This is a genomic window from Octadecabacter sp. B2R22, assembly GCF_018861045.1.
GTDB lineage: Bacteria > Pseudomonadota > Alphaproteobacteria > Rhodobacterales > Rhodobacteraceae > Octadecabacter.
The window spans coordinates 213,043-236,156 of record NZ_JAHKQJ010000002.1; the positions used below are offsets into that span (position 1 = coordinate 213,043).

At 56.6% G+C, this 23,114-nt stretch carries 25 protein-coding genes; 6 read left to right on the forward strand and 19 right to left on the reverse strand.

Annotated elements, in window-relative coordinates:
• Positions 1-2 precede the first annotated feature (2 nt).
• The 15 genes from KO486_RS01140 to trpS all read right to left on the reverse strand — a co-directional run bounded on the left by KO486_RS01140 (position 3) and on the right by trpS (position 11,512).
• Complete coding sequence (locus KO486_RS01140; RefSeq protein WP_216035390.1) at positions 3-1,109, reverse strand: ABC transporter permease; 1,107 nt, start codon at positions 1,107-1,109, stop codon at positions 3-5.
• Complete coding sequence (locus tag KO486_RS01145) at positions 1,109-2,650, reverse strand: ABC transporter ATP-binding protein (RefSeq protein ID WP_216035391.1); 1,542 nt, start codon at positions 2,648-2,650, stop codon at positions 1,109-1,111. The genes KO486_RS01140 and KO486_RS01145 overlap by 1 nt, the downstream gene beginning before the upstream one ends.
• Position 2,651: 1 nt before the next feature.
• Positions 2,652-2,960, reverse strand: a complete 309-nt coding sequence (locus KO486_RS01150; protein ID WP_216035392.1) for a hypothetical protein — start codon at positions 2,958-2,960, stop codon at positions 2,652-2,654.
• Positions 2,957-3,325 (reverse strand): nuclear transport factor 2 family protein, encoded by a 369-nt coding sequence (locus KO486_RS01155; RefSeq protein WP_216035393.1) that lies wholly within the window; start codon positions 3,323-3,325, stop codon positions 2,957-2,959. The genes KO486_RS01150 and KO486_RS01155 overlap by 4 nt, the downstream gene beginning before the upstream one ends.
• An 81-nt stretch (positions 3,326-3,406) precedes the next feature.
• Positions 3,407-4,405 carry a BMP family ABC transporter substrate-binding protein gene (locus KO486_RS01160; RefSeq protein ID WP_216035394.1) on the reverse strand — a complete coding sequence of 333 codons (999 nt, stop codon included), beginning with the start codon at positions 4,403-4,405 and terminating at the stop codon, positions 3,407-3,409.
• Between the two features lie 173 nt (positions 4,406-4,578).
• On the reverse strand, positions 4,579-4,992 hold the full coding sequence (locus tag KO486_RS01165; protein WP_216035395.1) for a GNAT family N-acetyltransferase: 414 nt from the start codon (positions 4,990-4,992) through the stop codon (positions 4,579-4,581).
• Positions 4,989-5,666: a tRNA (adenosine(37)-N6)-threonylcarbamoyltransferase complex dimerization subunit type 1 TsaB gene (tsaB, locus tag KO486_RS01170; RefSeq protein WP_354667479.1), complete on the reverse strand. Its 678-nt coding sequence runs from the start codon at positions 5,664-5,666 to the stop codon at positions 4,989-4,991. Before tsaB ends, KO486_RS01165 begins: the two co-directional genes overlap by 4 nt.
• Complete coding sequence (locus KO486_RS01175; protein WP_289847953.1) at positions 5,659-6,018, reverse strand: GFA family protein; 360 nt, start codon at positions 6,016-6,018, stop codon at positions 5,659-5,661. Before KO486_RS01175 ends, tsaB begins: the two co-directional genes overlap by 8 nt.
• A gap of 73 nt (positions 6,019-6,091) precedes the next feature.
• On the reverse strand, positions 6,092-6,652 hold the full coding sequence (locus KO486_RS01180) for a NifU family protein (RefSeq protein ID WP_216035397.1): 561 nt from the start codon (positions 6,650-6,652) through the stop codon (positions 6,092-6,094).
• 142 nt (positions 6,653-6,794) lie between these two features.
• On the reverse strand, positions 6,795-7,133 hold the full coding sequence (locus tag KO486_RS01185) for a hypothetical protein (protein ID WP_216035398.1): 339 nt from the start codon (positions 7,131-7,133) through the stop codon (positions 6,795-6,797).
• Between the two features lie 56 nt (positions 7,134-7,189).
• Entirely contained in the window at positions 7,190-7,528 is a 339-nt protein-coding gene (locus tag KO486_RS01190) for a hypothetical protein (protein ID WP_216035399.1), read from the reverse strand.
• 454 nt (positions 7,529-7,982) lie between these two features.
• Positions 7,983-8,438, reverse strand: a complete 456-nt coding sequence (locus KO486_RS01195) for a universal stress protein (RefSeq protein WP_216035400.1) — start codon at positions 8,436-8,438, stop codon at positions 7,983-7,985.
• A gap of 64 nt (positions 8,439-8,502) precedes the next feature.
• Positions 8,503-9,585 (reverse strand): hypothetical protein, encoded by a 1,083-nt coding sequence (locus KO486_RS01200; protein ID WP_216035401.1) that lies wholly within the window; start codon positions 9,583-9,585, stop codon positions 8,503-8,505.
• Positions 9,586-9,866: 281 nt separating this feature from the next.
• Positions 9,867-10,373 carry a VOC family protein gene (locus KO486_RS01205; protein WP_216035402.1) on the reverse strand — a complete coding sequence of 169 codons (507 nt, stop codon included), beginning with the start codon at positions 10,371-10,373 and terminating at the stop codon, positions 9,867-9,869.
• Positions 10,374-10,495: 122 nt separating this feature from the next.
• On the reverse strand, positions 10,496-11,512 hold the full coding sequence (trpS, locus tag KO486_RS01210; RefSeq protein WP_216035403.1) for a tryptophan--tRNA ligase: 1,017 nt from the start codon (positions 11,510-11,512) through the stop codon (positions 10,496-10,498).
• Between the two features lie 81 nt (positions 11,513-11,593).
• On the opposite strand from trpS, the gene KO486_RS01215 reads away from it, so the two are divergent.
• Together KO486_RS01215 and KO486_RS01220 are read left to right on the forward strand one after the other, a co-directional pair.
• On the forward strand, positions 11,594-12,301 hold the full coding sequence (locus tag KO486_RS01215) for a rhomboid family intramembrane serine protease (protein ID WP_216035404.1): 708 nt from the start codon (positions 11,594-11,596) through the stop codon (positions 12,299-12,301).
• 5 nt (positions 12,302-12,306) lie between these two features.
• Positions 12,307-12,705: a VOC family protein gene (locus KO486_RS01220; RefSeq protein ID WP_216035405.1), complete on the forward strand. Its 399-nt coding sequence runs from the start codon at positions 12,307-12,309 to the stop codon at positions 12,703-12,705.
• Here the strand turns inward: KO486_RS01220 and murJ are convergent.
• The 3 genes from murJ to KO486_RS01235 all read right to left on the reverse strand — a co-directional run bounded on the left by murJ (position 12,702) and on the right by KO486_RS01235 (position 18,312).
• Positions 12,702-14,267 (reverse strand): murein biosynthesis integral membrane protein MurJ, encoded by a 1,566-nt coding sequence (gene murJ, locus KO486_RS01225; RefSeq protein ID WP_216035406.1) that lies wholly within the window; start codon positions 14,265-14,267, stop codon positions 12,702-12,704. The genes KO486_RS01220 and murJ overlap by 4 nt on opposite strands.
• Positions 14,268-14,345: 78 nt before the next feature.
• Positions 14,346-17,156, reverse strand: a complete 2,811-nt coding sequence (locus KO486_RS01230) for a [protein-PII] uridylyltransferase (RefSeq protein ID WP_303435611.1) — start codon at positions 17,154-17,156, stop codon at positions 14,346-14,348.
• Complete coding sequence (locus tag KO486_RS01235) at positions 17,143-18,312, reverse strand: penicillin-binding protein activator (RefSeq protein ID WP_252734446.1); 1,170 nt, start codon at positions 18,310-18,312, stop codon at positions 17,143-17,145. The genes KO486_RS01230 and KO486_RS01235 overlap by 14 nt, the downstream gene beginning before the upstream one ends.
• A gap of 127 nt (positions 18,313-18,439) precedes the next feature.
• Here KO486_RS01235 and rsmI point away from each other — a divergent pair, with 127 nt between their 5' ends.
• From rsmI to KO486_RS01255, 4 genes are all read left to right on the forward strand, one after another.
• On the forward strand, positions 18,440-19,303 hold the full coding sequence (gene rsmI / locus KO486_RS01240; protein WP_216035409.1) for a 16S rRNA (cytidine(1402)-2'-O)-methyltransferase: 864 nt from the start codon (positions 18,440-18,442) through the stop codon (positions 19,301-19,303).
• Positions 19,303-19,674, forward strand: coding sequence for a YraN family protein (locus tag KO486_RS01245; RefSeq protein WP_216035635.1), 372 nt, complete (start codon positions 19,303-19,305; stop codon positions 19,672-19,674). Before rsmI ends, KO486_RS01245 begins: the two co-directional genes overlap by 1 nt.
• Positions 19,675-19,735: 61 nt before the next feature.
• Positions 19,736-20,680, forward strand: a complete 945-nt coding sequence (gene gshB, locus KO486_RS01250; RefSeq protein ID WP_216035410.1) for a glutathione synthase — start codon at positions 19,736-19,738, stop codon at positions 20,678-20,680.
• A 35-nt stretch (positions 20,681-20,715) separates the two neighbouring features.
• Positions 20,716-21,564, forward strand: coding sequence for an alpha/beta hydrolase (locus KO486_RS01255; protein ID WP_216035411.1), 849 nt, complete (start codon positions 20,716-20,718; stop codon positions 21,562-21,564).
• Here the strand turns inward: KO486_RS01255 and KO486_RS01260 are convergent.
• Positions 21,534-23,045 carry a YifB family Mg chelatase-like AAA ATPase gene (locus KO486_RS01260; protein WP_216035412.1) on the reverse strand — a complete coding sequence of 504 codons (1,512 nt, stop codon included), beginning with the start codon at positions 23,043-23,045 and terminating at the stop codon, positions 21,534-21,536. The two genes, KO486_RS01255 and KO486_RS01260, sit on opposite strands and share 31 nt — an antisense overlap.
• Between the last annotated feature and the right edge of the window lie 69 nt (positions 23,046-23,114).

Genomic DNA, 23,114 nt, shown 5'->3' on the forward strand with positions numbered 1-23,114 from the left:
TCTTATTCCCCCGCCGCTGAACTGCGATCCATGCGCAAGAAAATCTTGCGGATCGGGCTGCGCACCATTTCATCCAATGCGCCTGTGAACATGATCACCAAGGCCTGAATGACGACAACAATCTGCACCTGTACCGACGTTGCAGCCGACAGTTCTGCACCCCCTTGATACAGCGCACCAAACAACAGCGCCGCAATCACGATGCCGACAGGGTGGTTGCGCCCCATCAACGCCACGGCGATCCCGATGAACCCAGCGCCGCCTGCGGCGTTGTCCACCAACTGCGGCGAATTGATACCCATCGTGTTATTCACGGCCATCATCCCAGCGAGCCCCCCAGATATCAGCAACGCAATCATGGTGATGTTCACGGCAGAAATCCCCGCATATTTCGCGGCACTTTCCGACCGCCCGAGCGCTCGGATCTCAAACCCCAACCGCGTGTGCCAGATCAACGCCCAAACACCAACGCAGGCCGCCAAGGCAAGGAAGATTGAGATGTTCACAGGGGAGCGACCGAACAGATCAAGCCCAAAGACGCCCGCCAGATCATGCAGCGATGGCAAATGCGTCGCTTCAGGGAAAATCCCCGTAGCCACCTGCATGGTTCCCGCTGGTTTTAGCGGCCCAGCGAGCATGAAAATCAACAAACCCGATGCCATGAAATTAAACATAATCGTCGTGATAACGATGTGCGAGCCGCGCCGCGCTTGCAGATAAGCAGGGATCACGACCCACAGCGCGCCGAACAACGCCGCAGCGGCCGAGCCTGCGACCAAAGCCAATGTCCAATGGGGCCACGGAATGAAAATGCAGACGATCGCTGCACCAAGACCGCCCAACAGCACCTGACCTTCACCCCCAATGTTGAACAAAGACGCATGAAACGCCACGGCAACACAAAGGCCCGTGAAGATAAAGTTGGTGGCATAAAACAACGTATACCCAAGGAAATCAGACGTTCCGACCGCGCCGTACGCCATCAGCTTAATTGCTTCCCACGGGTTCTGACCGATCGCCATAAACACAATCACCGAAATGATCGCTGCCAACAACAGCGAGATCACCGGAACGAGCACCACATCGGCCCACTTTGGCATGCCATCCATTACGCAGCCTCCCCGTTAGTCATGCCTGCCATCAGCAGGCCTAGTTCTTTTTCATCCGTCTCATCGGGCATCCGTTCGCCCATGATCTGCCCGTCAAACATGACGGCGATCCGGTCGCTTAGGCCCATGATCTCTTCCAGTTCTACAGAGACCAACAAAATCGCCTTGCCCGCATCGCGCAGGGCCACAATCTGTTGGTGAATAAATTCAATCGCGCCGATATCCACGCCGCGCGTCGGCTGCCCGACAAGCAACACATCAGGGTTGCGCTCAATTTCACGGGCGACGACGATTTTCTGTTGGTTCCCACCGGAAAAATTCTTAGCCGCAAGCATCGGATTGGGCGGTCGTACATCGAAACGATCCATCTTTTCCTGCGTGTCTTTCAGGATGGCGGCATTGTCCATAATGAACCGATTGCGCTGATAGCGTGGGTCATGATGATAGCCGAAGGCGGTGTTTTCCCATGCGGCAAAATCCATGATCAGCCCTTCTTGCTGACGGTCTTCCGGCACATGGGCGATGCCACGTGCGCGGCGGCTCTGGCCGTCGGATTTATCCCCCGTCAGATCCAACTGGTCGCCGTTAAGATAGATTTCGCCAGTGGCTTTTTCATAGCCGCCCAGCACTTCTAACAGCTCTGACTGCCCGTTGCCGGACACGCCCGCGATGCCCAAAATCTCTCCGGCGCGAATGTTGAATGACACGTCTTTGACACGGTGCACGCCCTTGTCGTCGGTGACGTTCAGATTGCGAACATCCAACACGACGTCTTTGGGCTGTGCTGGCACTTTGTCGACCCGCAACAAGACTTTACGCCCCACCATGCGTTCCGCAAGGTCGGCGGGATTCGTCTCGGACGTCTTAACGGTCGAGGTCATCTCACCACGGCGCATCACACTTACCGTGTCGGTGATATCCATAATTTCACGCAGCTTGTGGGTGATCAGGATGATGGTTTTACCCTCTTCTTTGAGGCGCCCCAAAATGCGGAACAACTGGTCGGCCTCAGCAGGGGTCAATACGCCCGTGGGTTCATCCAAGATTAGAATGTCCGCTTGGCGATACAGCGCCTTAAGGATTTCCACACGCTGCTGCATGCCGACGCCGATATCTTCGATGACCGCATCGGGGTCGACGTTAAGTTCATATTCTTCGGACAGCGCGGTCAGCTGTTTGCGGGCCTTGCGCAGGCTCGGCTTCAGGAGAGCACCGTCTTCGGCCCCAAGCACCACGTTTTCCAACACGCTAAAGTTTTTCACCAGTTTGAAGTGCTGAAAAACCATGCCAATACCAGCAGAAATCGCCGCCTGACTGTCTGGAATTTCGGTTTTCACACCCGAGATAAACACCTCACCGGCGTCGGCCTTATAGAAGCCATACAGGATCGACATCAGCGTGGATTTTCCTGCACCGTTCTCACCAATAATGCCGTGGATCGTGCCCGGCATCACGCGGATCGAAATGTCTTTGTTGGCTTGCACAGGGCCAAAGGCCTTGGAAATACCTTTGAGTTCGATGGCTGGTGCTATGTCATTCATTTCAATACATCTTTCGGCAGAATACGGCGGCAATGTCGGCGGCAGTTATGCCATCAACCACGATTATCCCACGATCACCCATTGAGTTGGCCGTCGCAATCGCAGTGTTGAGGTGGTTCCTGATTACACAGTGATACATTGTGCCACGTTGTCCGCTAAATTCAACAACAGCTCTGTCGTTTTGGCTGTATATGCGGCCAATGGTGACGTCAGGGTCGGACCCTTCGTCCATCGGGTGGGCGGCCAAGGCGGGTGTCAGGGCAAGGGCGGCAAGAACTGGGGCCGCTATATTTCCAAGGTCGGATTTCACTCAACGGCCCCTACGCCGACAAACCCCGCAAGCATTGTCAGTTTTCCATCCGCGCCCGCCTCGCAAAAATAGGTGCCGTGTTGCACCATTTCTGTTCCATCTGGGCCCATGCCACCAAAGGCTACAATCGCGCGGGAGTATCCGTTCACTTCGTCACAAGAGGTCACTTTCGCGGTCCATCCGGGCGCGTTGGCGCTGAACATGCCGACATAGTCCGCAACTGCTTGGATTCCCGAAAGGCGCTCTCCGCTTCGAGGATCGGAATAAGTAACCGTTGAAGAACAGGCGTATTTTAACATCGCCAGCCGAGCATCGGCATCTTCCGTTCCCCAAGCGTCAAAGAATGTGGTCAGTGCATCGCTCATCTTGCCGTCCCCCTTTGGCTTATCGAAAAGGGCCGCACCGATCTGATCAGCGCGGCCCCCTTAACTGTCTGTCAGGCCAGCTTAGAATTCAAGCACTGGGCAAGTTTCATCTGACATATAATCGTGGACCATCAGTTCGCCGGATGTGATCGCAGCCGCAGCTTCGTCAACCATGGCCTGCATTTCAGCAGTGATCAGCTCAGCGTTGAACTCGTCCAATGCGTAACCAACACCTTCGTTGGCAACGCCCATGACGTTGAAGCCAACTTCAACATCGGCACCTGCCGCGAATGCTTCGTAGACAGCGTTATCAACGCGCTTGAGCATCGAAGTCAGAACCTGACCCGGGTAGAGATAGTTTTGGTTCGCATCAACGCCAATGGACAAGATGCCCTCGTCAGCAGCCGTGCCCAAAACGCCGATGCCTGTGCCGCCAGCAGCCGCAAACACAACGTCAGACCCTTGGCCAATCTGGCTCAATGTCAGCTCGGAGCCTTTTACCGGGTCATTCCAAGCCGCAGGCGTTGTGCCTGTCATGTTGGAAATCACAGTCGCATCAGGGTTCACAGCCAGAACACCTTGCGCGTAGCCACAAGCGAACTTGCGGATCAGTGGGATGTCCATGCCGCCCACAAAGGACACAACGTCTGTTTCGGAGGCTTCAGCAGCCAACATGCCAACAAGGTAAGACCCTTCGTGCTCGTTGAAGACAACAGAACGCACGTTTGGCGCGTCTACGACCATGTCGATGATCACGAATTTCGTGTCAGGGTAGTCGCCCGCTGCTTCGGACAAAGGTGTCGCCCAAGAAAAACCAGCCATAACGATCGGGTTGTTGCCAGCTTCGGCAAAACGACGGATCGCTTGTTCGCGCTGCGCGTCGGATGTGATTTCGAACTCAGCGAATTCTTCACCGGCTTCTTCAGCCCAACGTGTGGCGCCACCGAATGCGGATTCGTTGAAGGATTTATCGAATTTACCACCCAGATCGTAGATGATTGCAGGGCCGTCAGCCAAAGCTGAACCAGCTGTCAGTGCCAAGGCCGCAGTGGCGCTCAGGAATGTTTTTGTAAGGCTCATGATGAGAACTCCCATGTTCTGTTGTCGTATTCTTTTTGCTGGCCACAATGGTCCGCGGCCATCCAACAACTGCTCCCCGAAACGGGCAGGGCTGTCGTGCATGGCGCAAAGTAGGCAATGGCACGGGAGAAAGTTCAACCGATTCTTGAAAAAACGTGAACGGAACCCGATATTTAACCGCGAGACGTTGGGTAAAGTGCGACTTTCATACAGATCGCGGCGGCGCCGCTCGCATAATAGGCATCCCGTCGCGCAAACGGCGCAAAGCCCGTGTGGTCGTACAATGCGCAGGCTGCTTGGTTGTCCTCTGCAACGTCCAAGAACACCTCCTCGACCTGCATATCAGTCAACGTCACCAAGGCTTTTTGCAACATAACACCCGCGCGCCCCTTGCCCTGTTCGTCCGGATGAGTGGCGAGCGTCAGAACCTCGGCCTCCGGCCCGGCAAGCCTGAAAACCGCGAAACAGATGTCGTCGCCGCTGACCAAAATTTTCGGATCGTTCAGATAAGTAGCGAAATCCGCGATGGGCCAACCTTTGCCGACAAAAGCAGCATCATGGGTTTGTGCTAATCCCTCGGGGGTCACGGCAGGATCACGGGCGGCGCTTCGCGCGACGGGGCCGCATCTGCAGGCCGCACATAAAGAGGGGCAGGGCGTGTGGTCGTTGCATGGCTTTGCGCCGCGCCGATCCGAACGATTGCCTCGATTGGGGATACAGACTGAGGCGCAATTTCATCTTCTGACAGGGTGCGGCCCAGATAAGCGGTCGCAACATCCAGCGCTGCGGGCCCACAAAACCGTGGCTTAGTCTGCACAGGTACGTCGGGGAATGCTCTAATGTCGTTCAAGTCAATCAAGGCTGGTGACGGGTCGGCGCCCGAAACCAACACCTGTACATACGCCTGATCGCGCGGGGCAGGTATGCAGGCGATCACATTATCCATCCCGAAAGCCGCTGATTGAAATCCACTGACCCCAATGGCTGGTACATTCAACCCCAACGCCAACCCGCGCGCGGCGCTGACGGCGATGCGAATACCCGTAAAATTACCCGGGCCCGTGCCGACGGCAATCGCATCCAGATCAGCCCATGTCACGCCTTCTGACTCAAGTAATTCTTCCAACAATACCATCAGGCGTTCGCCCTGACCGCGTGTCATATCTTCTTGGCGGGTCACAAGATGCCCGTCCGCCCTCAGCAAGGCTGCGGCGCAAAAAGGGCCGGATGTATCAAACGCGAGCGTTACAGGATCAGTCATCAAAGGCCTCATTCAAGGTATCCCGCCCCGATGCTGTTTCTCGGGCTAAGTCATCCTCGATATGGAGCCATTTGGGTTTGGATGCCACATGACAATGTAACTGTGGCGGATAGCGATCCGGATTATTCAGCACCCCCACAGGCACATAGATCTGATCTGGCAAATAAGGGAATGCTGCCGTCAGCGGCGATCCACAATCAGGACAGTTTTGGCGCACGGCACCGCTTTCATAGCGCGCGCTGGGCACATCTGGGGTCACCGCCACATCACCCGTTGTGAACGCCACAAAAGCAGGCAACGCCGCTCCAGTCCATCGTCTGCAGTCTGAGCAATGGCAGTAAAGGACCGTCAAGGGATCAGCCGTGGTAGAAATGGAACAGGCGCCGCAATAGCAGCGCCCGATATTCCGTTGTTCGGTCATGCGACTACGCCGCGACGGGCCGAACTTCGACCACTTCAGGGATGTAGTGGCGCAGCAGGTTTTCGATGCCCATTTTCAACGTCAATGTAGAACTCGGGCAGCCCGCACAAGCGCCCTGCATATGCAGGTAGACTACACCGCGATCAAAGCCGTGGAACGTGATGTCACCGCCATCTTGTGCAACAGCCGGGCGAACGCGCGTATCCAGCAATTCTTTAATCTGGTTGACGATTTCACCGTCTTCACCTGTGTGCTCTGCGTGGCCGGACGCCTCTTGTTCGCCTTCAATCACGGCCGCGCCGGATTGATAATGCTCCATGATCGCGCCAAGAATTGCAGGCTTGATGTGATCCCATTCCACCGTTTCCGCTTTTGTAACGGTCACGAAATCCGTGCCGAAAAACACGCCTGCCACGCCCTCAACAGCGAACACGCGCGCGGCCAGTGGGCTCTTGCCTGCTGCGTCGGCGCTTGGAAAATCAGCAGTCCCCATCTCAAGCACGGTTTGTCCCGGCAGGAATTTCAGCGTCGCTGGGTTCGGTGTGGTTTCGGTCTGGATAAACATCGGAATAAACCTTTTTTGTCAGGATTTATATATGCGCCTGCGACCTGAAAGTGTCAAGGTTTGGAACGGTTCTAAAACGCAAACGGACCGCCCGAATGGGCGGCCCGCAGCGGGGAGGGAGAAGGGAGAAGGTTTTGTAGACTTAATTGAACATATCGAAGTTCAGAACTTCGGAGTCCACAACCTGGCCGCCAACTTTCAGTAAAGCGATTGCGTCGCCGTATGCAGGTGTCACTTCGACTTCTACGTCGGCGTTACCACCAGCGTGAACAGCTTCCGTGCCGAGCAATGCGCCAGTTTGGCCGTTTGTGTAGGAGTAGATTTCAACAACGCCGGGGGCTTCAGCAACAACCAAGCCAAGCTGGATTTCAGTATCGCGGTCCGTGGATGGCGCGAAGTTGGTCAGGTAGTTGCCGTCAGCGGAAGCGATAGTTGCGGAAGCTGCGATTGCTGCGAGAGCGAGGGATACGGATTTGAACATGGTATTTTCCTTTTTGGGAGGGAGAAGATTCTATATTTGTGTGTGTGGATAAGGGCTTAGTTGAACATGTCGAAGTTCAGAACTTCGGAGTCCACAACCTGACCACCAACTTTCAGAACAGCGATCGCGTCGCCATAAGCCGGTGTCACTTCGACTTCTACGTCAGCGTTGCCGCCAGCGTGTACAGCTTCCATGCCGAGCAATGCGCCAGTCTGGCCGTTTGTGTAGGAGTAGATTTCAACAACGCCGGGGGCTTCAGCAACAACCAAGCCAAGCTGGATTTCAGTGTCGCGGTCCGTGGATGGCGCGAAGTTGGTCAGGTAGTTACCGTCAGCGGAAGCGATAGTTGCGGAAGCTGCGATTGCTGCGAGAGCGAGGGATACGGATTTGAACATTTTGTTTCCTTTCTGTGCCCGTTTGGGCTGAGTGATTTGCCGTTCGTATATGTTGTACGTTCGGCGGTTTGATTTCTGTCGTTGCAGTGTTGTTCTGCGTTTCGATGAGATGAAACTGGGGCCAAAAACGGCGTTCGAAAACCCCGCCACTGTTCACGAAAAACTGAGCATTTCGTGTGGTGTCTCGCCCCTTGTAATCCAGAAAATGACCGCAATAGGGGCCCAAAGGCCGTGGGCGCACAGAGCGCCTGAGATGACTGTGCAGGAACGCACAGTTGTTTCTTTCAAACGTTCACGGTGACTAGGGTAACGCAAAAACGTGAGGTGGAAATATTTCACACATCTCGCGCTGCGGTGAGAAATCTAACGATAAAACAACAGAATAGGGCCCGACAGACGGGTGAAATACGGACTAAATCTGAATGTGGTGTCTGGTTGTGCGTCGAGTCGCGACTCAGGTAATCGCCTGAAGCCGCTCTTTTGACATCTCGCCGGGGACAATGGTCATCGGGATCGGCAATTCGCCCGCCTGTTTCGTCAAAGCAGAGATCAGAGGGCCCGGGCCCTTCTTACCAGTCGCAGCCCCAAGGACCAAAACACCGACTTCGGGGTCTTCGGCGATCTGCGCCATGATTTCTTTGACGGGGACGCCTTCGCGGATGACCAATTCAGGGTCGACACCCTGTTTGTCGCGCATCCATTTGGCGAAGACTTCGAAATGAACCTCAATGCGTTCGCGAGTTTCCGCACGCATCACTTCGCCCACGCCAATCCAGTGATTGAACTCATCTGGTGGAATGATCGACAGCACTTCGACACCACCGCCTGTTTTTGCCGCACGCATTGCGGCAAACCGCATGGCGTTCAAACATTCACGGCTGTCATCTAAGATCACGAGGAACTTGCGCATGTGAGACTCCCTAAAGTCCGCTAACTTTGCAGGACGAATGGGCGTCGTGCAATCTCTATGTGACTTAGGCGCGCCGTCCGCCCGCTGCCCGCCCGACACTGCGCAGGCAAATATTGCCACATTGTTGTGCGCCAAATACCAAGATCTGCATCACTAAAGCATAGATTGCCACGCCAGCACCAAGCGCCAGATCGCTAAGCCGCGCAGTCGCCCGCAGGACGCGAGACTTGCCCAAAACCTCAAATGCGCCGCGGGTCTTTGGCCCTAACGCGTCCGTGACGCGTGCCAACTGGGCGGCCTCTTGTGCGTTATCGACATGTCGGACCAACGAAACGGCTTCTGCGACGGATGTATTATCAGCGACACGGCGCAGTGATCCGCCGATTTCAGTCAGCTCACCCAGTTTGGCACTGTTCACCATATCCGCAGGGCCAATGCGCAAGGCTGCCAAATCACCCAGTCGATCCCATTTCACAGCGTCGCCCATCAATCCTGTCAGCCGCGCACTCAACGCGGGGCTTAACGTGCCCAACCGCCGCGCCATGCGCAAAACCGATGTGCCTGCTTTAATTGTGTAACTGCTGCCGCCCGTTGCAATCACTGCCCCCGTCGCGCCAAGCCCAACCAGCGCAAGCCCAACATCGAGCCGGTCAATGGTTTCACCGGCCACATAGTCCACACCCGCACGGCGCAAGGCGTTTACATCCCCCGCCGGCGTCAATTCAAACGGCAAGGCACAGGCCCCGATCTGCGCCAAACTATCGCAACCCGTGATATCAACAGCGCAGGCACCACATCGAATTCCGCGTGCAAACAGCCCGTGTGTTGCTGCGTCGATCCCGATCATGTCTTCGACCATCGTTCTCGGCAGTACGACGCCGTGGTCATTTGCCAAGCCGACCAACACATCCATCTGGATCAGGTCTTCTTGGATGATCGCGTCCTGCACCCGCGGCAAAAGCCACGCCAAATCCACATCACGCGCCATCGCGCGGGTGAGGCGGGCTTCGATCTGGTCTGAAGTGCGCTCCACCAGCGGCGCGGCAAACGGAGATTGCTTCACCATCCAAAGCACGCAGACCAGCGTCAGCCCGAAAGGCAACAGCCGAAGCCCAAGGCTTAGAAAGGTCAGTACGCGCTGGATCACAGCCCACCTCGCGCCTGTGCAAACTGATCTGTTGTATCAGGGTGTTTGATTGTCGTCATTTCGCGCTCACCTCAGACGGCGAACCTAGCACCGCGCCAAACACGCTCCAACACCTCACAGCGAAAAACGCCCGAACCGCTGGGGGCGGATCGGGCGAAGATGGAAATGTCAGCAGGGACACGCCGACATAATGGGCCCTGAGGGGCAGGGCGGCAGTGAAGTTGTCAGGCGGACCAAGCTGCACCGCACAGATCAATCTTTGGGGCGATTCTGAATCAGTTTCATGACAGCTCGCTTGCGGTCTTGCCCTCGGCGATCAACGCCGCCACATCCAGACGGCTATTATTCATCGCGAGTGTGCCGTCTTCATCGCGGGGGTAATCGGCGGCGTCACGGTCTACATAAAGTTCAACACCATTTCCATCGGGGTCACGGAGATAGACAGCTTCGCTTACTCCGTGGTCAGCAGCACCTTCTAAAGAAACGCCAGCGTCCATGATGCGGTCAATGGCTTGGCCTAGGCGCGCGCGGGACGGGTAAAGAAATGCGCTGTGGTACAGGCCGGTATGCCCTGCGGGCGGAGGCGTAGCCCCCGCGCTTTCCCATGTGTTCAGCCCGATATGGTGGTGATAGCCGCCCGCACCAAGAAACGCAGCCCCGTCGCCATAGCGCTGCGTCACTTCAAACCCCAACAAGCCCGCATAGAACGCGATCGAACGTTCAAGGTCAGCAACTTTCAAGTGGATGTGCCCGACGAGCGGGGTTTGATTGGGTAAAGGTATGGTCATGGTGAAGTCCTTTCACCATCCAAGCTAGTTGCGTGTGCAAGTTAACAGTAGTCCCGTTTCCGCGCAGAAGCTCTGCAGATTTGCACAGCTACATTAAAGCGGGCCCAAGCCGGATCAAACGTTTAGCGGAGCAACCCGACAATATCGTAGGTCTTGTCCAAGATCGGTGTCGCAATTTCGCGCGCGCGCTCTGCACCGCGCGCCAGCTTGCGATCAATCTCGGCTGGATCATCCATCAAGCGTTTCATCTCGTCTGAAATCGGGGCCAGTTTTGCCACAGCCAAATCGGCCAATGCCGGCTTGAATTTACCCCAGCCCGCGCCAGCGTACTCAGCAACAACAGCTTCTGCCGAAATGTCCGCCAACCCAGAGTAAATATCGACAAGGTTCTTCGCCTCGGGGCGTCCGTTCAGGCCGTCAAACGTTTCAGGAATACCGTCAGGGTCCGTCTTCGCCTTCTTGAATTTTTTAGCGATGGTGTCGGCATCATCGAGCATATTGATGCGTTCCATGTCGCTTTCGCCAGACTTGGACATCTTCTTGGTGCCGTCGCGCAGGTTCATCACGCGCGTTCCGGGGCCTTCGATCACAGGTTCCGTCACCGGAAAGAAATCCACGCCGAAATCATTGTTGAATTTGTTGGCGATGTCGCGCGTTAGTTCGACATGCTGCTTTTGGTCTTCGCCAACAGGCACATGAGTCGCGTGATACAATAGAATGTCAGCCGCCATGAGTGACGGGTAAGCATATAAACCAAGCGACGCTTTCTCGGCGTTCTTGCCAGCTTTGTCTTTGAACTGGGTCATCCGGTTCATCCAACCCAGACGCGCAACGCAGTTGAAAATCCACGCAAGCTGCGTGTGCTCTGGCACTTGGGATTGATTGAATAGGATCGACTTTTCAGGGTCGATGCCACTGGCCAACATACCGGCCGCGATTTCGCGTGTGCCAGCCTTTAGGCCCGCCGGATCCTGCCAAACAGTGATCGCATGCAGATCAACGGCGCAATAGATCGTCTCGGTCTCGCCATCTTGCATATCGACCCAGCGTTTGATCGCGCCCAGATAGTTGCCAAGCGTCAAGCCGCCAGACGGTTTGATGCCGGAAAAGACGCGCGGGGTGAATGTGCTATCGGTCATGGATCGATCCTAAGCCTAGATTTATCAGTTCCCCTCGCTTACCCATGCCCCTGAACATCGTCAACCGGAGTGAGCGACCAGATGCACGACACAGACCACTCAGAATCCGAGTACCGCGAAGAAAACCCGTTCAATTCGGTGCCGTGGGTTCCGTTGCTGTTGGTCTTGGTGATCGCGGGTGTCGAACTGACGTTGACCGCCGCCGCAAACGGATTGGTCGGCGGCGCACAAGGGGTGGGTTGGCGCGCAGCCGTTTTCGGTGAGTTGCAATTCTATCCAGAGCTGATGACGCAAATCTTTGAACGCGGGCGTGGATCGTTCGATTATTTCAAACGCTTCGTGACCTACCCGTTTGTGCATGGCGGCTTTACCCACGCGCTGTGGGCTTGCGTTCTGCTTTTGGCGCTGGGCAAATTTGTGGGCGAGGTGTTCCGCCCCCTAGCTTTCCTGATCCTGTTTTTCGTCAGCACCATCTTTGGCGCGGCGGCCTACGGGGTCTTGGCATGGGAAAACACGCAACTCATCGGTGCCTATCCGGGCGTCTACGGGCTGATCGGTGCTTATACCTATTTGATGTGGCTGACCCTTGGACAGATGGGCGAAAACCAACTGAAGGCGTTCCAACTGATCGCTGTCCTGCTGGGCCTTTTGCTGGTCTATTCCATGATCTTTGGATCATCACCGACATGGATCGCCGAAGTTGCTGGCTTTATTGTAGGGCTTTTTGTGGCGCCTGTTCTTGCCCCGGGGGGCTGGCGGGCCTTCGTCAATCGTATGCGCAAAAGGTAACTGATATGGCTTTCACTTCAGGACTTAATCACCTCGGCCTAACCGTGCGCGATCTCAACGCGACGACGGATTTCTTTGCCGATGTGCTCGGATGGGAGGTCACCGCCCGCGATGACAGCTACCCGCGCACGACCGTGACAGACGGCAATTTGCGATTGACCCTCTGGCAGGTGCAAATCGACGATCCTGTTCCGTTTGATCGCAAGACGGCCCTTGGGCTGCATCACCTCGCACTCGAAGTAGCGGATCAGGCCACGCTCACGACGCTCGCCGCGACGTTGTCAGCCCATCCTGATGTGGTGGTCGAATTCATGCCCGAACCCATGGGCGCAGGCCCGCGCCAACATATGATGTTCGCAGAACCGGGTGGATTGCGGATTGAGCTGCTTTGGGCGGGCGTTTAGCCGCGTCGCATTGCGGCCTTGAACTCTGCCATCCGGAACGCGCCTAGAAGTTGGCCAAACCCGAAATAGCTGACGATACCTAAGATCACCACAAACGCGAGTGCTGCGTAGCGCACGCCGGGCATGCCCAGTGCGGGTCCGACCAGTAGAACGGTAACAATCAGCACAGCCCCCATCAAGACGGACGCAAGAACGATCCGCCAGATGCGAGTCTTGAAGCGACGATCAAACCGCGCAGCGTCGCCCATATCGCGGCTGCCACGCCACAGTAGCCAAACCATGACCCAACCGGCCAAAGTTGTCGCGACCGCTGCCGCGATAAATCCGATGTAGAACGACAGCCCGATTGCGACGACTGCATTCACAACCATCGCAACGGCAGCAAAATAGAACGGGCGTTTGGTGTCTTCGCGCGCAAAGAACAACGGCTGCAAGGATTTCTGCAATACAAACGCCGGAAGGCCCGCGCCATACACAGACACCGCAAGGGCAGTGGCGGCTGCATCGTCACTGTCAAAAGCGCCGCGTTCAAACAGCACGCTGACCAGCGGCAGCGGGATGACGATCAAGGCGATGGCAGCAGGGATTGTCAGGGCCAGCGCCAGTTCAGACGCACGGTTAAACGCATCGCGCCCTCCGGCCTCGTCGCCAGCAGCAAGGCGTCGGCTGAGGTCCGGCAACAGCACAACGCCCAGCGCGATCGCGACCACGCCCAACGGCAGTTGATACAAACGGTCCGCATAGGACAGCCACGCGATTGCACCGTCATAAAAACTCGCCACTTGGCGGCCGACCAGCAGGTTAATCTGCACCACGCCGCCCGCAAGCATGGCAGGGGCCGCGATGATCGCCAGCTGTTTGATTTCGGGTGTCAGGCGGGGCAGGCGCGGTGTTAGCGTGAACCCAGCGCGATGCGCAGCCCACCAGACCAGCGCCAATTGCGCGACACCAGCAACCGCCACGCCCCATGCAAGGTGAATACCAATCCAGAATTGTTCCTCGCCGGGTGTACATTTGCACCCTTGAGCGCCGATCCACACGGCGCCAATCAAGATGATATTCAGCAACACTGGCGCAGCGGCCGCGGCTGCAAACCTACCCGACGCGTTCAACACGCCTGACGTCAGTGCCGCCAAGGAAATGAACAGTATGTAAACAAAGGTGATCCGCCCCAAATAGACAGCCAGTTCCAGCCGTTCGTCCACGGCAAACCCGCTGGCCATCATCAAGACCAAATAGGGCATGAAGATATGGGCCAATACAGTCAGTACGATCAGAATCGTCGCAAGTCCCGCAAAAGCGTCGCGCGCAAAACTGGCGGCATCTTCGCCTTTTTCCAGCTTCTTTGAAAACATAGGCACAAAGGCCATGTTGAACGCGCCTTCGGCAAAGAAACGGCGGAACATATTGGGCAGCGCAAAGGCGATCAGGAATGCCTCTGCGACGGGGCCTGCGCCCAAGAAACCTGCAATCAGGATGTCACGTACAAAGCCCAAGACGCGGCTCAGCAGCGTCCAGACACCAACGGTCAAAAAGCCGGAGATAAGGCGGATAGGTTTCACGGGGTCACTGCTCGGTTCATTCTTGTTGCCGTCCTTCTAATGAAAAGGGCCCCTGAACTCTATGGAGAACTTGTGCAGCTAGGCCCGCGCCCGTTTCGTTCCCTGATCAATGGCCTCGCGGAGGCGGCGCTCCAAGGCCTGCTGCTTGTGCTCGGCGTTGAATTTTAGTCCGAACATGTCCTTCACATAGAAGGTGTCCACCACCTGTTCGCCATAAGTCGCGATGACCGCGCTTGCGATATAAATGTTGGCCGCCGCGAGCGTGCGGGTCAGGTCAAACAACAGACCGGGGCGATCGCGGGTATCGACTTCGATGATGGTGTAAATCTCGGACCCATCGTTGTCGAAGGTGATCGAGGTCTGAACACGGAACGCTTTCTCACGTTTTTTGAACTTGTCCTTATCGGCCAAGGCCGTCCCCGCGATGACATCCCCGTGCAGGGTCTTTTCGATCATGGTGCGCAGACGCGGCAGGCGGGATTCCTCATAGGGGTGGCCATCGCTGTCCTGAATCCAGAACGCAGCCGTTGCAAAGCCGTCTTTGGACGTGAACGTCCGTGCATCCACCACGTTCGCCCCCACAAGGGACAACGCGCCACACATACGGCTAAAGATACCCGGATGATCGGCCATGGCGAAACACACACGCGTCGCATCACGGTCGTCATCCGGTGTGAGGTCGATGCGGACCTCATCGTTTCCAATCCCGCGCAGCAGCCCCGCGAAATCGACGTGCGCTGTTACATGCAAACCCTGCCAATACGGCGGGTAGTGGCGCGCAATCTCTTTGCGGATGGATTTGTCATCCCAATCGTACCCGTCTTGCTCAAGCAAGGCGGCGCGCAGGTTCTTGCGGGCCTCGGTGCCGCGCTCTTCGCGGTTCAGGGCTTCCATACCGTTTTCGAGCGCATAACGGGTCTGGCGATAAAGCGCCCGTATCAGAACGGCTTTCCAATTGTTCCACGTGTTCGGGCCAACGCCACGAATGTCACACACCGTCAGAACACACAGCAGATCAAGCCGCTCAACAGTTTTTACTGCCTTAGCAAAATCACGCACTGTGCGCGGATCGGCGATGTCGCGTTTCTGCGCCATGTCCGACATCAGCAAGTGATATCGCACCAACCATTCAACGGTTTCGCATTCCTTCTTGGAGAGACCAAGCCGTGGGGCAACCTTGCGGACAATCTTTGCACCAAGGATCGAGTGATCCTCATCACGGCCTTTGCCGATGTCATGCAGAAGCAACGCTACATAAAGAACTTTGCGGTTGATGCCGTCTTTGATGATGGAAGCCGACACAGGCAGTTCTTCGTCAAGTTCAGCGCGTTCGATTTGCGCCAGATGGCTGATGACTTGAATCGTATGCTCGTCCACAGTGTAGTGGTGATACATGTTGAACTGCATCATTGCGACGATAGCTTCGAATTCAGGGATAAACGCCCCCAGCACGCCAAGTTCGTTCATGCGACGCAGCGCCCGTTCGGGATTGCCGTGTTTCAACATCAGATCAAGGAAAATGCGACGCGCTTCTTTGTTGTTGCGCATGGTGTCGTCGATTAAATGCAGGTTCGACTTGATCAAACGCATGGCTTCGGGGTGGATCAACGTCCCTGTGCGCAAGGCTTCTTCAAAGATCCGCAACAGGTTAAGCGGGTCTTCCAGAAAGGCGTTCGGTTTTTCAACGGTCAGACGGTTCTGTTTGATCGCATAAGGCGCTTTGGCCTTTTTGCTGCGGCCAAACAGGCGCTGCAACATCGGTTCGGCTTTAAGGTGGGCTGCTTCTTGGGCGGTTAGGAAGATGCGCGTCAAATCACCAACGTTGGTCGCGTGGCGAAAGTAGTCTTGCATGAAGTGTTCCACCGCACGGCGTCCACCTTTGTCGGTGTATCCCATGCGCTCGGCGACCTCGACTTGCATGTCAAATGTCAGCTGGTCGGCGGCGCGGCCTGAGATCAAATGGAGATGACAACGCACGGCCCACAAAAACTCATGGGCGGCTTTGAACTCTTCATATTCATCTTGCGTAAAGACCTTGTGCTCAACCAGCTCGGAAGCGTTCTTGGCGCCATAGATGTACTTGCCGATCCAATACAGCGACTGCAGATCACGCAGCCCGCCTTTGCCCTCTTTGACATTGGGCTCGACCATGTAACGCTGGCCGCCTTGCTTGCGGTGCCGCTCTTCGCGTTCTTCGAGTTTGGCTTCGATGAAATCAGGGATCGTCTGGGAGAACAGCTCGTTGCGCAGTCGTTCCGTCAGCTCTTGGGCCAAGCTTTCGTCACCAGCCAAATACCGCTCTTCCACGAGGCTGGTGCGGATGGTGTAATCTTCGCGTGCAAGGCGCAGGCAGTCTTTGACGGTGCGGCTGGCGTGGCCAACTTTCAGGCGCAAATCCCACAGCACGTAGAGCATGCTTTCGATCAGGCTTTCGGCCCATGGGGTCAGTTTGTACGGCGCAAGAAACAGCAAATCCACGTCAGAATGCGGAGCCATTTCGCCACGACCAGACCCGCCAACTGCAATCAACGCCAGACGCTCGCCGTCGGTTGGGATGGGGTTGGGGTGCAGGTGTGATTTGGCGAGCGTGAACACTTCGATGACGATACAATCTGTCAGCCACGCATAGGCTCGCGTGGTCGGGCCCGCGGTAAAAGGTGACTTAGAAAAAGCGTCTGCAATGGTGTCCTGTCCAGCCGCAAGCGCGTCTTTCAGGACCGGAACGATGGCGGCCCGTTTCTGTGCGCCCTCAGATCCGGCCGCATCAAGTGCTGCCACAAGGTCGCGATACAAAATTGCGCGGTCAAGAATTTCAACAGCAGGACAGATAAGGTCGTAAGGCGCCGCAGTGTCGTGTGCAACGGCGCCCGTTAAATCAAGATCCACCACGGCCGAACGCCAATGGGGCAGGATCAACGATAGACACTTGGTTGTTCAAGATGCGCGCCACAGCCAATGCACGCTGGTTGCTGCCGTCAGGACGTAGACGGAAAGCGCCAGTCGCACCCGCAAAACCGGACGAACGGGTCAGTGAACCGACGGTCAAAGCATCACGGTCGCCAGTCGCTGCCAACGCACCGATGGCTGCGATGCCATCATATGCAATGCTCGCCAGTGGGTGCGGGGCTGCGCCGTATGTGCTTTCATAACGGTTGCGGAAGGCGGCTTCGCGGCCAGCGTCGGCCATCGCAAAGATACCGCCCTGCAAACCCGGAAGTGTTGCGCTTTGGGGGGCAGCGTCCCAACGTGTGATGCCGACCAAAGGTGTGGATGTCGGTGTCAGGCCTTGATCATCAAGCGATGTCGCAAGGATCGGCAGACCACCTGCAACATTGTCGGTGACAAAAATAGCTTGTGTGCCGTTGCTGTTGGCTGCACTCGCAATGGAAGGCGCACGGGCAAAGATGCCTTCTTGGCTAAACGGGTAGGATTCGACTGCGACCAAGTTTGCGCCTGCACTGTTGATAGAAGTCGCAATTGCATCGCGGCCAACTGCGCCCGCAAGGTCATCTTGGTGAACGATCATGAATTGGTTCATGCCTTGGCTTCCGGCGTAGCTGACCAAACGGTCAGAGATATTGCCGAATGTGTTGCCCAAAACAAAGACGTTGCCGCCGGCGATGGCTGAGTTGTTGGAAAATGCCAAAACATTAACGTTGGCAGGGCCTACGGTGACGCCCACTGCATTGGCGCTGGTCGCATCAAGCGGGCCGAGGATGATTTTTGCACCATCAGCAACAGCAGTCGCCGCCATTTGGCTGGCTTGGCCTGGATCGCGTGCGGTGTTGTAGACGCGCAGATCAATCGCGACCCCGTTGAGGTCGGCAATCGCCATGCGCGCCGCGTTTTCAAGGCTGGCCGCAATTGCGCTGGCTTCGGCAGAGCCGGTGCCGCCTGGCACCAGAAGTGCGACTTGAACGGGGGCGTTTGGGTCGATCTGCTGGCCAGAGTTGCCACCAGCACTTGGAAGAGCGAGATCACACGCCGCCAAAAACGCCAGTGACGTCAGCGCAAAGACTCGCGCGGCAATTTTGCGGGGGTCCATGGCGCGCAAAGGTGTGGGTAGGCTGGGCAAACGGGCAAACATGGATTATCTCACTTCTTTCTGGTTGCAGGTGTGTCCTGCGACATCTTGGGGCACATCATAAGGCCCTCTCGCGGAGGGTCTAGGTATGAATCATCGCATTATTCCCCTGTCGGCAGGTCTTTACCTGTGTGCAGTTCCGATCGGCAATGCGAGGGACGTCACCCTGCGCACTTTGGATATCCTCGCCAGCGCTGATGTTATCGCCGCAGAGGATACGCGGACAGCGCGTAAGTTGATGGAAATTCACGGGATTAGTATCGGTGATCGGCCGATGGTGGCCTATCATGATCACTCTGATCAAAAGGTTCGCGACCGGATTATGGGGGCCGTGAAGGACGGTAAATCTGTTGCCTATGTTTCAGAAGCCGGTACGCCATTGGTTGCCGATCCGGGCTACAAATTGACCGCCGCATTCCGCGACGCAGACCTACCATTGACCGCTGCACCCGGCGCATCGGCTGTTTTGACAGCGCTTACGGTGTCCGGATTACCGAGCGACGCCTTTTACTTTGTCGGCTTTTTACCAAACACAACCACAGCGCGCTGCACTGCTTTGGAAAAGCTGCGTGATGTCCAGGCTACGTTGGTGCTGTATGAATCACCGCGCCGCGTTAGTGGTTTATTAGGTGATTTGGTTCAAACCCTAGGAGGCGAACGGCAGGTGGTGATCTGTCGGGAGTTGACGAAAAAGTTTGAGGAAGTGCTGCGCGGATCAGCGGAGGACCTGATTGGTGAACTTGAAGGTCGCAATCTGAAGGGTGAAGTCGTCGTTTTGATTGAACGCGGCGGTACCGCGCAACTAAGTGAAGATGATGTGGCGGAAGCCCTTAAAACGGCGCTGAAGACGATGAGAATCAAAGATGCTGCCACTGCTGTGGCAGGGGCCACAGGAATGGCGCGGCGAGATGTTTATCAATTGGCATTGTCGATGAAAGATGACGAAACATGATGCAGGCAAACCAGCAGCGCGGCGCGACATCCTATCATGCGGGCCTCGCTGCCGAAGATATTGTTGCACAACGGTATACGCGCGCGGGTTATCCGGTTCTGGCAAAACGTTGGCGTGGGTCAGCCGGTGAGATTGATTTGGTTGTGCAAGACGATGACGGCATTATCTTTATCGAAGTAAAGAAAAGCCGCAGTCACGCACAGGCCGCGGCTCGTTTGACGCGCCGCCAAATGGACCGGATTTTTGGAGCGGGGTCTGAATTTCTTGCAACGCAACCGCGCGGGCAATTGACCGACGTGCGCTTTGATGTGGCGTTGGTCGATGGGCAGGGTCATGTAGATGTGATCGAAAATGCGTTCATGGATGCATGATCCCATTGCGATTCCGAAAGGCGACGTTCATGTGTTAGGGTAACTTTACGGAGAACGCCTTATGCCCCCCCTCAAAATTGCCTTTCAGATGGATCCGATCGATGCGATCGATATCAACGCGGACAGCTCGTTTCGTTTGGCTGAAGAAGCCCAAGCTCGTGGGCATTCTTTATTTTACTATACGCCTGATCAACTTAGTTACCAAGAAGGTCGCGTCATGGCGCGGGGGCAGGACTTGGTCGTGCGCCGTGAGGTGGGCAATCATTTTGACGTGGGCGAGATGCGCGAACAGGACTTGTCCGAACTTGATGTAATATGGTTGCGCCAAGATCCGCCGTTCGACATGGGCTATATCACAACGACGCATATTCTGGATCGCGTACATCCTGATACTTTGGTGGTGAATGACCCGTTTTGGGTCCGCAATTACCCGGAAAAGCTGCTTGTGTTGGATTTTCCTGATTTGACCCCGCCAACCGCGATTGCGCGTGATCTTGATACGCTCAAAGCCTTTCGCGCTCGCCACAAAGAGGTGATCCTAAAGCCGCTTTACGGCAATGGCGGTGCGGGTGTGTTCAAGTTGACTGAACAGGATAGCAACCTCGCGTCGCTGCATGAGCTGTTCAGTGGTATTAACCGCGAACCCTTGATTATGCAGAAGTTTTTGCCTGACGTAAGCGCGGGTGACAAGCGGGTGATCCTTGTAGATGGGGAACCCGTTGGTGCGATTAACCGTGTTCCAGCCAAGGGTGAGACGCGATCCAATATGCATGTTGGTGGACGCCCCGAGAAGGTTGGGCTGACGGAGCGTGACCTTGAGATTTGTGCTCGCATCGGGCCGTTGTTGCGCGAAAAGGGCCAAGTCTTTGTCGGGATCGACGTGATTGGCGACTACCTGACCGAGATCAACGTAACCTCGCCAACCGGCATTCAAGAACTTGAACGATTTGACGGCGTAAACATTGCGGAAAAGATCTGGGAGGCGATTGAGGCCAAACTCCCATGACCCCGTCGCGGCGCCTGCGCGTGCTGAAGTTCGGGATGCGCTGGCTGGTCAAGCCGAAGTTGCGTCGAACTGGAACGCCGGAACGGGCGAACCGAGACTTCGAGCGTGCGGCGCCCTTTTTGTTTCGTAAACCTAAAGGGTTGGCCTCGCAGGATGTTGGTCCTTGTTTGAAGGTAACAGTCGGAGAACCCGAACAAGATCGCGCCATTCTTTACCTTCATGGCGGTGCATTTGTGACCGGATCGCGGCGCAGTTACCTGGCACTTGCAGGCCGTTTGGCGAAACGCACAAGAGCAGTGGTGTATCTGGCGGATTATCCAAAATTGCAGAAGGCGCCTTTTCCAGCGGCGCCCGAGGCGGTTCTGGCGGCGTGGGACTATTTGATAGAGCAGGAGTGGCAACCGCATCAAATCGTCATCGCAGGGGATAGTGCGGGCGGCAATCTGGTATTTGGCTTGTTGGCGCGGCTTTTGGCTCGCGGACAGCGCCCCGCTGGTGTCGCGGCGTTTTCACCTTGGGGCGATCTGACGCTGTCGGGCGAGACGATCACCACGAATGCCAAGGTCGATCCGTTGATTCCGGTTGGCCGAATTCAAGAGGCTGTCGATCTCTATCTTGATGGAGAGAATCCCCGCGATATCCGTGCAAGTCCGGTGTTTGCCGATTATCCGAACCCGCCCCCTGTCTTGATTCAAGTGGGTGCGGAAGAGGTATTACTGAGCGATTCAGAAAGGTTAGCAGCGTTAACGGGCGCAACCCTGGAGGTCTGGCCAAGTGTGCCCCATGTCTGGCAGATATTTGACGGCCGCCTACCCGAAGCCAATGCGGCGATGCGCAAGGCGGCGGCGTTCATTCAGACCTCTTTTGAGAGCGCCAAACGATAGCCTACAGCTTCGGCTACATGGGGTTTTCGCACGTCTGCGGCTCCGTCCAGATCAGCAATCGTACGCGCCACGCGCAAAACGCGGTGGTAGCCGCGCGCGCTAAGGCCAAAGCGGTCGGCGACTTTCAAAAGCAGGTCTTTGCCTTCGGCGTCAGGCGTCGCGACCTCTTCTAATGCACTGCCTTCGAGGTCGGCATTGACCCGCATGGCCGTCCCCGCGAACCGCGCAGTCTGCACGGAGCGACCGGCGGAGACGCGCGCCGCGATGACCTCGGACGGATCGCCTGTTTGGGCCAGGTCGAGGTCCGAGAGCGCCACGGGCGGCACTTCTATCCGCAGATCGAAACGGTCCATCAGGGGGCCGGAAATGCGCGACATGTATTCTTCGCCGCAAATCGGGACGCGGGCGCAGGCGCGGTTCGGGTCCGGTAAATACCCGCATTTACAGGGGTTTGCGGCAGCGATCAGCATGAAGCGACAGGGGTATTTGACGTGGGCATTCGCACGCGCGACGACGACTTCGCCGGATTCGATGGGTTGGCGCAGGGTCTCGAGAACGGCGCGGGGGTATTCTGGAAACTCGTCCATGAACAACACGCCGTTGTGCGCCAACGAGATTTCCCCCGGCTTGGCGCCGCGCCCACCGCCAACAATCGCCGCCATTGAGGCCGTATGATGGGGTTCGCGAAACGGACGCGCGCGGTTGATGCCGCCTTCACTCAGCAACCCTGCAAGAGAATGCACCATTGAGGTTTCCAATGCCTCGGCAGGGCTGAGGGGGGGCAAAATACTGGCCAGCCGCGCGGCGAGCATGGATTTTCCCGACCCTGGCGTGCCGACCATCAACACATGATGACGGCCAGTCGCTGCGATTTCCAAGGCGCGTTTGGCTTTTTCTTGTCCCTTAACGTCAGTGAAATTACGCGGGCCAGAGTTTGGCAAAACTTCGCCCGGTTCTGCTGGGGAGAGGGGGGATTGTCCTGTGAAATGTCGCACTGCTTCGGCCAAAGAACGCGGCGCGTAGACGGCGGCGGCGTCCACCCAAGCGGCTTCGGGGCCGCAGCTGCGGGGGCAAAATAGAGCTTTGTCTTCGGTTGCGGCTGTCATCGCGGCGGGCAAGGCGCCCAATACGGGGACCAAGGTTCCGTCGAGCGACAGCTCTCCTAAGGCGACGGTTTCGGATACTTTGTCGTGGGGGATGACATCCAAGGCGGCGAGCAGGGCCAGTGCGATGGGCAGATCGAAATGGGAGCCTTCTTTGGGCAGGTCGGCGGGCGACAGGTTGATGGTGATTTTCTTGCTCGGCAGGGCGATCGACAGGGCCGAAAGGGCCGCGCGTACGCGGTCGCGGGCCTCGCTCACGGCTTTGTCGGGCAGTCCGACGATAGAAAATGCGGGCATGCCGGGGGACGTAGCGCATTGCACTTCGACCAGCCGCGCATCCACGCCTTCAAACGCGACCGTATAGGCACGTGCCACCATGTTTACCGTCTCCTTAACCTTGGTTAACGGTTTGACAGGTGAGGCGTTTAAGAATGGTTAACGTCGCGA

Excerpts from the sequence above, each read along its gene's own strand:
- KO486_RS01140 (WP_216035390.1), bottom strand. The coding sequence starts at position 1,109 with ATGGATGGCATGCCAAAGTGGGCCGATGTGGTGCTCGTTCCGGTGATC.
- KO486_RS01145 (WP_216035391.1), bottom strand. The coding sequence starts at position 2,650 with ATGAATGACATAGCACCAGCCATCGAACTCAAAGGTATTTCCAAGGCC.
- KO486_RS01155 (WP_216035393.1), bottom strand. The coding sequence starts at position 3,325 with ATGAGCGATGCACTGACCACATTCTTTGACGCTTGGGGAACGGAAGAT.
- KO486_RS01160 (WP_216035394.1), bottom strand. The coding sequence starts at position 4,405 with ATGAGCCTTACAAAAACATTCCTGAGCGCCACTGCGGCCTTGGCACTG.
- tsaB (WP_354667479.1), bottom strand. The coding sequence starts at position 5,666 with ATGACTGATCCTGTAACGCTCGCGTTTGATACATCCGGCCCTTTTTGC.
- KO486_RS01180 (WP_216035397.1), bottom strand. The coding sequence starts at position 6,652 with ATGTTTATCCAGACCGAAACCACACCGAACCCAGCGACGCTGAAATTC.
- KO486_RS01185 (WP_216035398.1), bottom strand. The coding sequence starts at position 7,133 with ATGTTCAAATCCGTATCCCTCGCTCTCGCAGCAATCGCAGCTTCCGCA.
- KO486_RS01190 (WP_216035399.1), bottom strand. The coding sequence starts at position 7,528 with ATGTTCAAATCCGTATCCCTCGCTCTCGCAGCAATCGCAGCTTCCGCA.
- KO486_RS01195 (WP_216035400.1), bottom strand. The coding sequence starts at position 8,438 with ATGCGCAAGTTCCTCGTGATCTTAGATGACAGCCGTGAATGTTTGAAC.
- KO486_RS01205 (WP_216035402.1), bottom strand. The coding sequence starts at position 10,373 with ATGACCATACCTTTACCCAATCAAACCCCGCTCGTCGGGCACATCCAC.
- trpS (WP_216035403.1), bottom strand. The coding sequence starts at position 11,512 with ATGACCGATAGCACATTCACCCCGCGCGTCTTTTCCGGCATCAAACCG.
- KO486_RS01215 (WP_216035404.1), top strand. The coding sequence starts at position 11,594 with ATGCACGACACAGACCACTCAGAATCCGAGTACCGCGAAGAAAACCCG.
- KO486_RS01220 (WP_216035405.1), top strand. The coding sequence starts at position 12,307 with ATGGCTTTCACTTCAGGACTTAATCACCTCGGCCTAACCGTGCGCGAT.
- KO486_RS01235 (WP_252734446.1), bottom strand. The coding sequence starts at position 18,312 with ATGGACCCCCGCAAAATTGCCGCGCGAGTCTTTGCGCTGACGTCACTG.
- rsmI (WP_216035409.1), top strand. The coding sequence starts at position 18,440 with ATGAATCATCGCATTATTCCCCTGTCGGCAGGTCTTTACCTGTGTGCA.
- KO486_RS01245 (WP_216035635.1), top strand. The coding sequence starts at position 19,303 with ATGCAGGCAAACCAGCAGCGCGGCGCGACATCCTATCATGCGGGCCTC.
- gshB (WP_216035410.1), top strand. The coding sequence starts at position 19,736 with ATGCCCCCCCTCAAAATTGCCTTTCAGATGGATCCGATCGATGCGATC.
- KO486_RS01255 (WP_216035411.1), top strand. The coding sequence starts at position 20,716 with ATGCGCTGGCTGGTCAAGCCGAAGTTGCGTCGAACTGGAACGCCGGAA.
- KO486_RS01260 (WP_216035412.1), bottom strand. The coding sequence starts at position 23,045 with ATGGTGGCACGTGCCTATACGGTCGCGTTTGAAGGCGTGGATGCGCGG.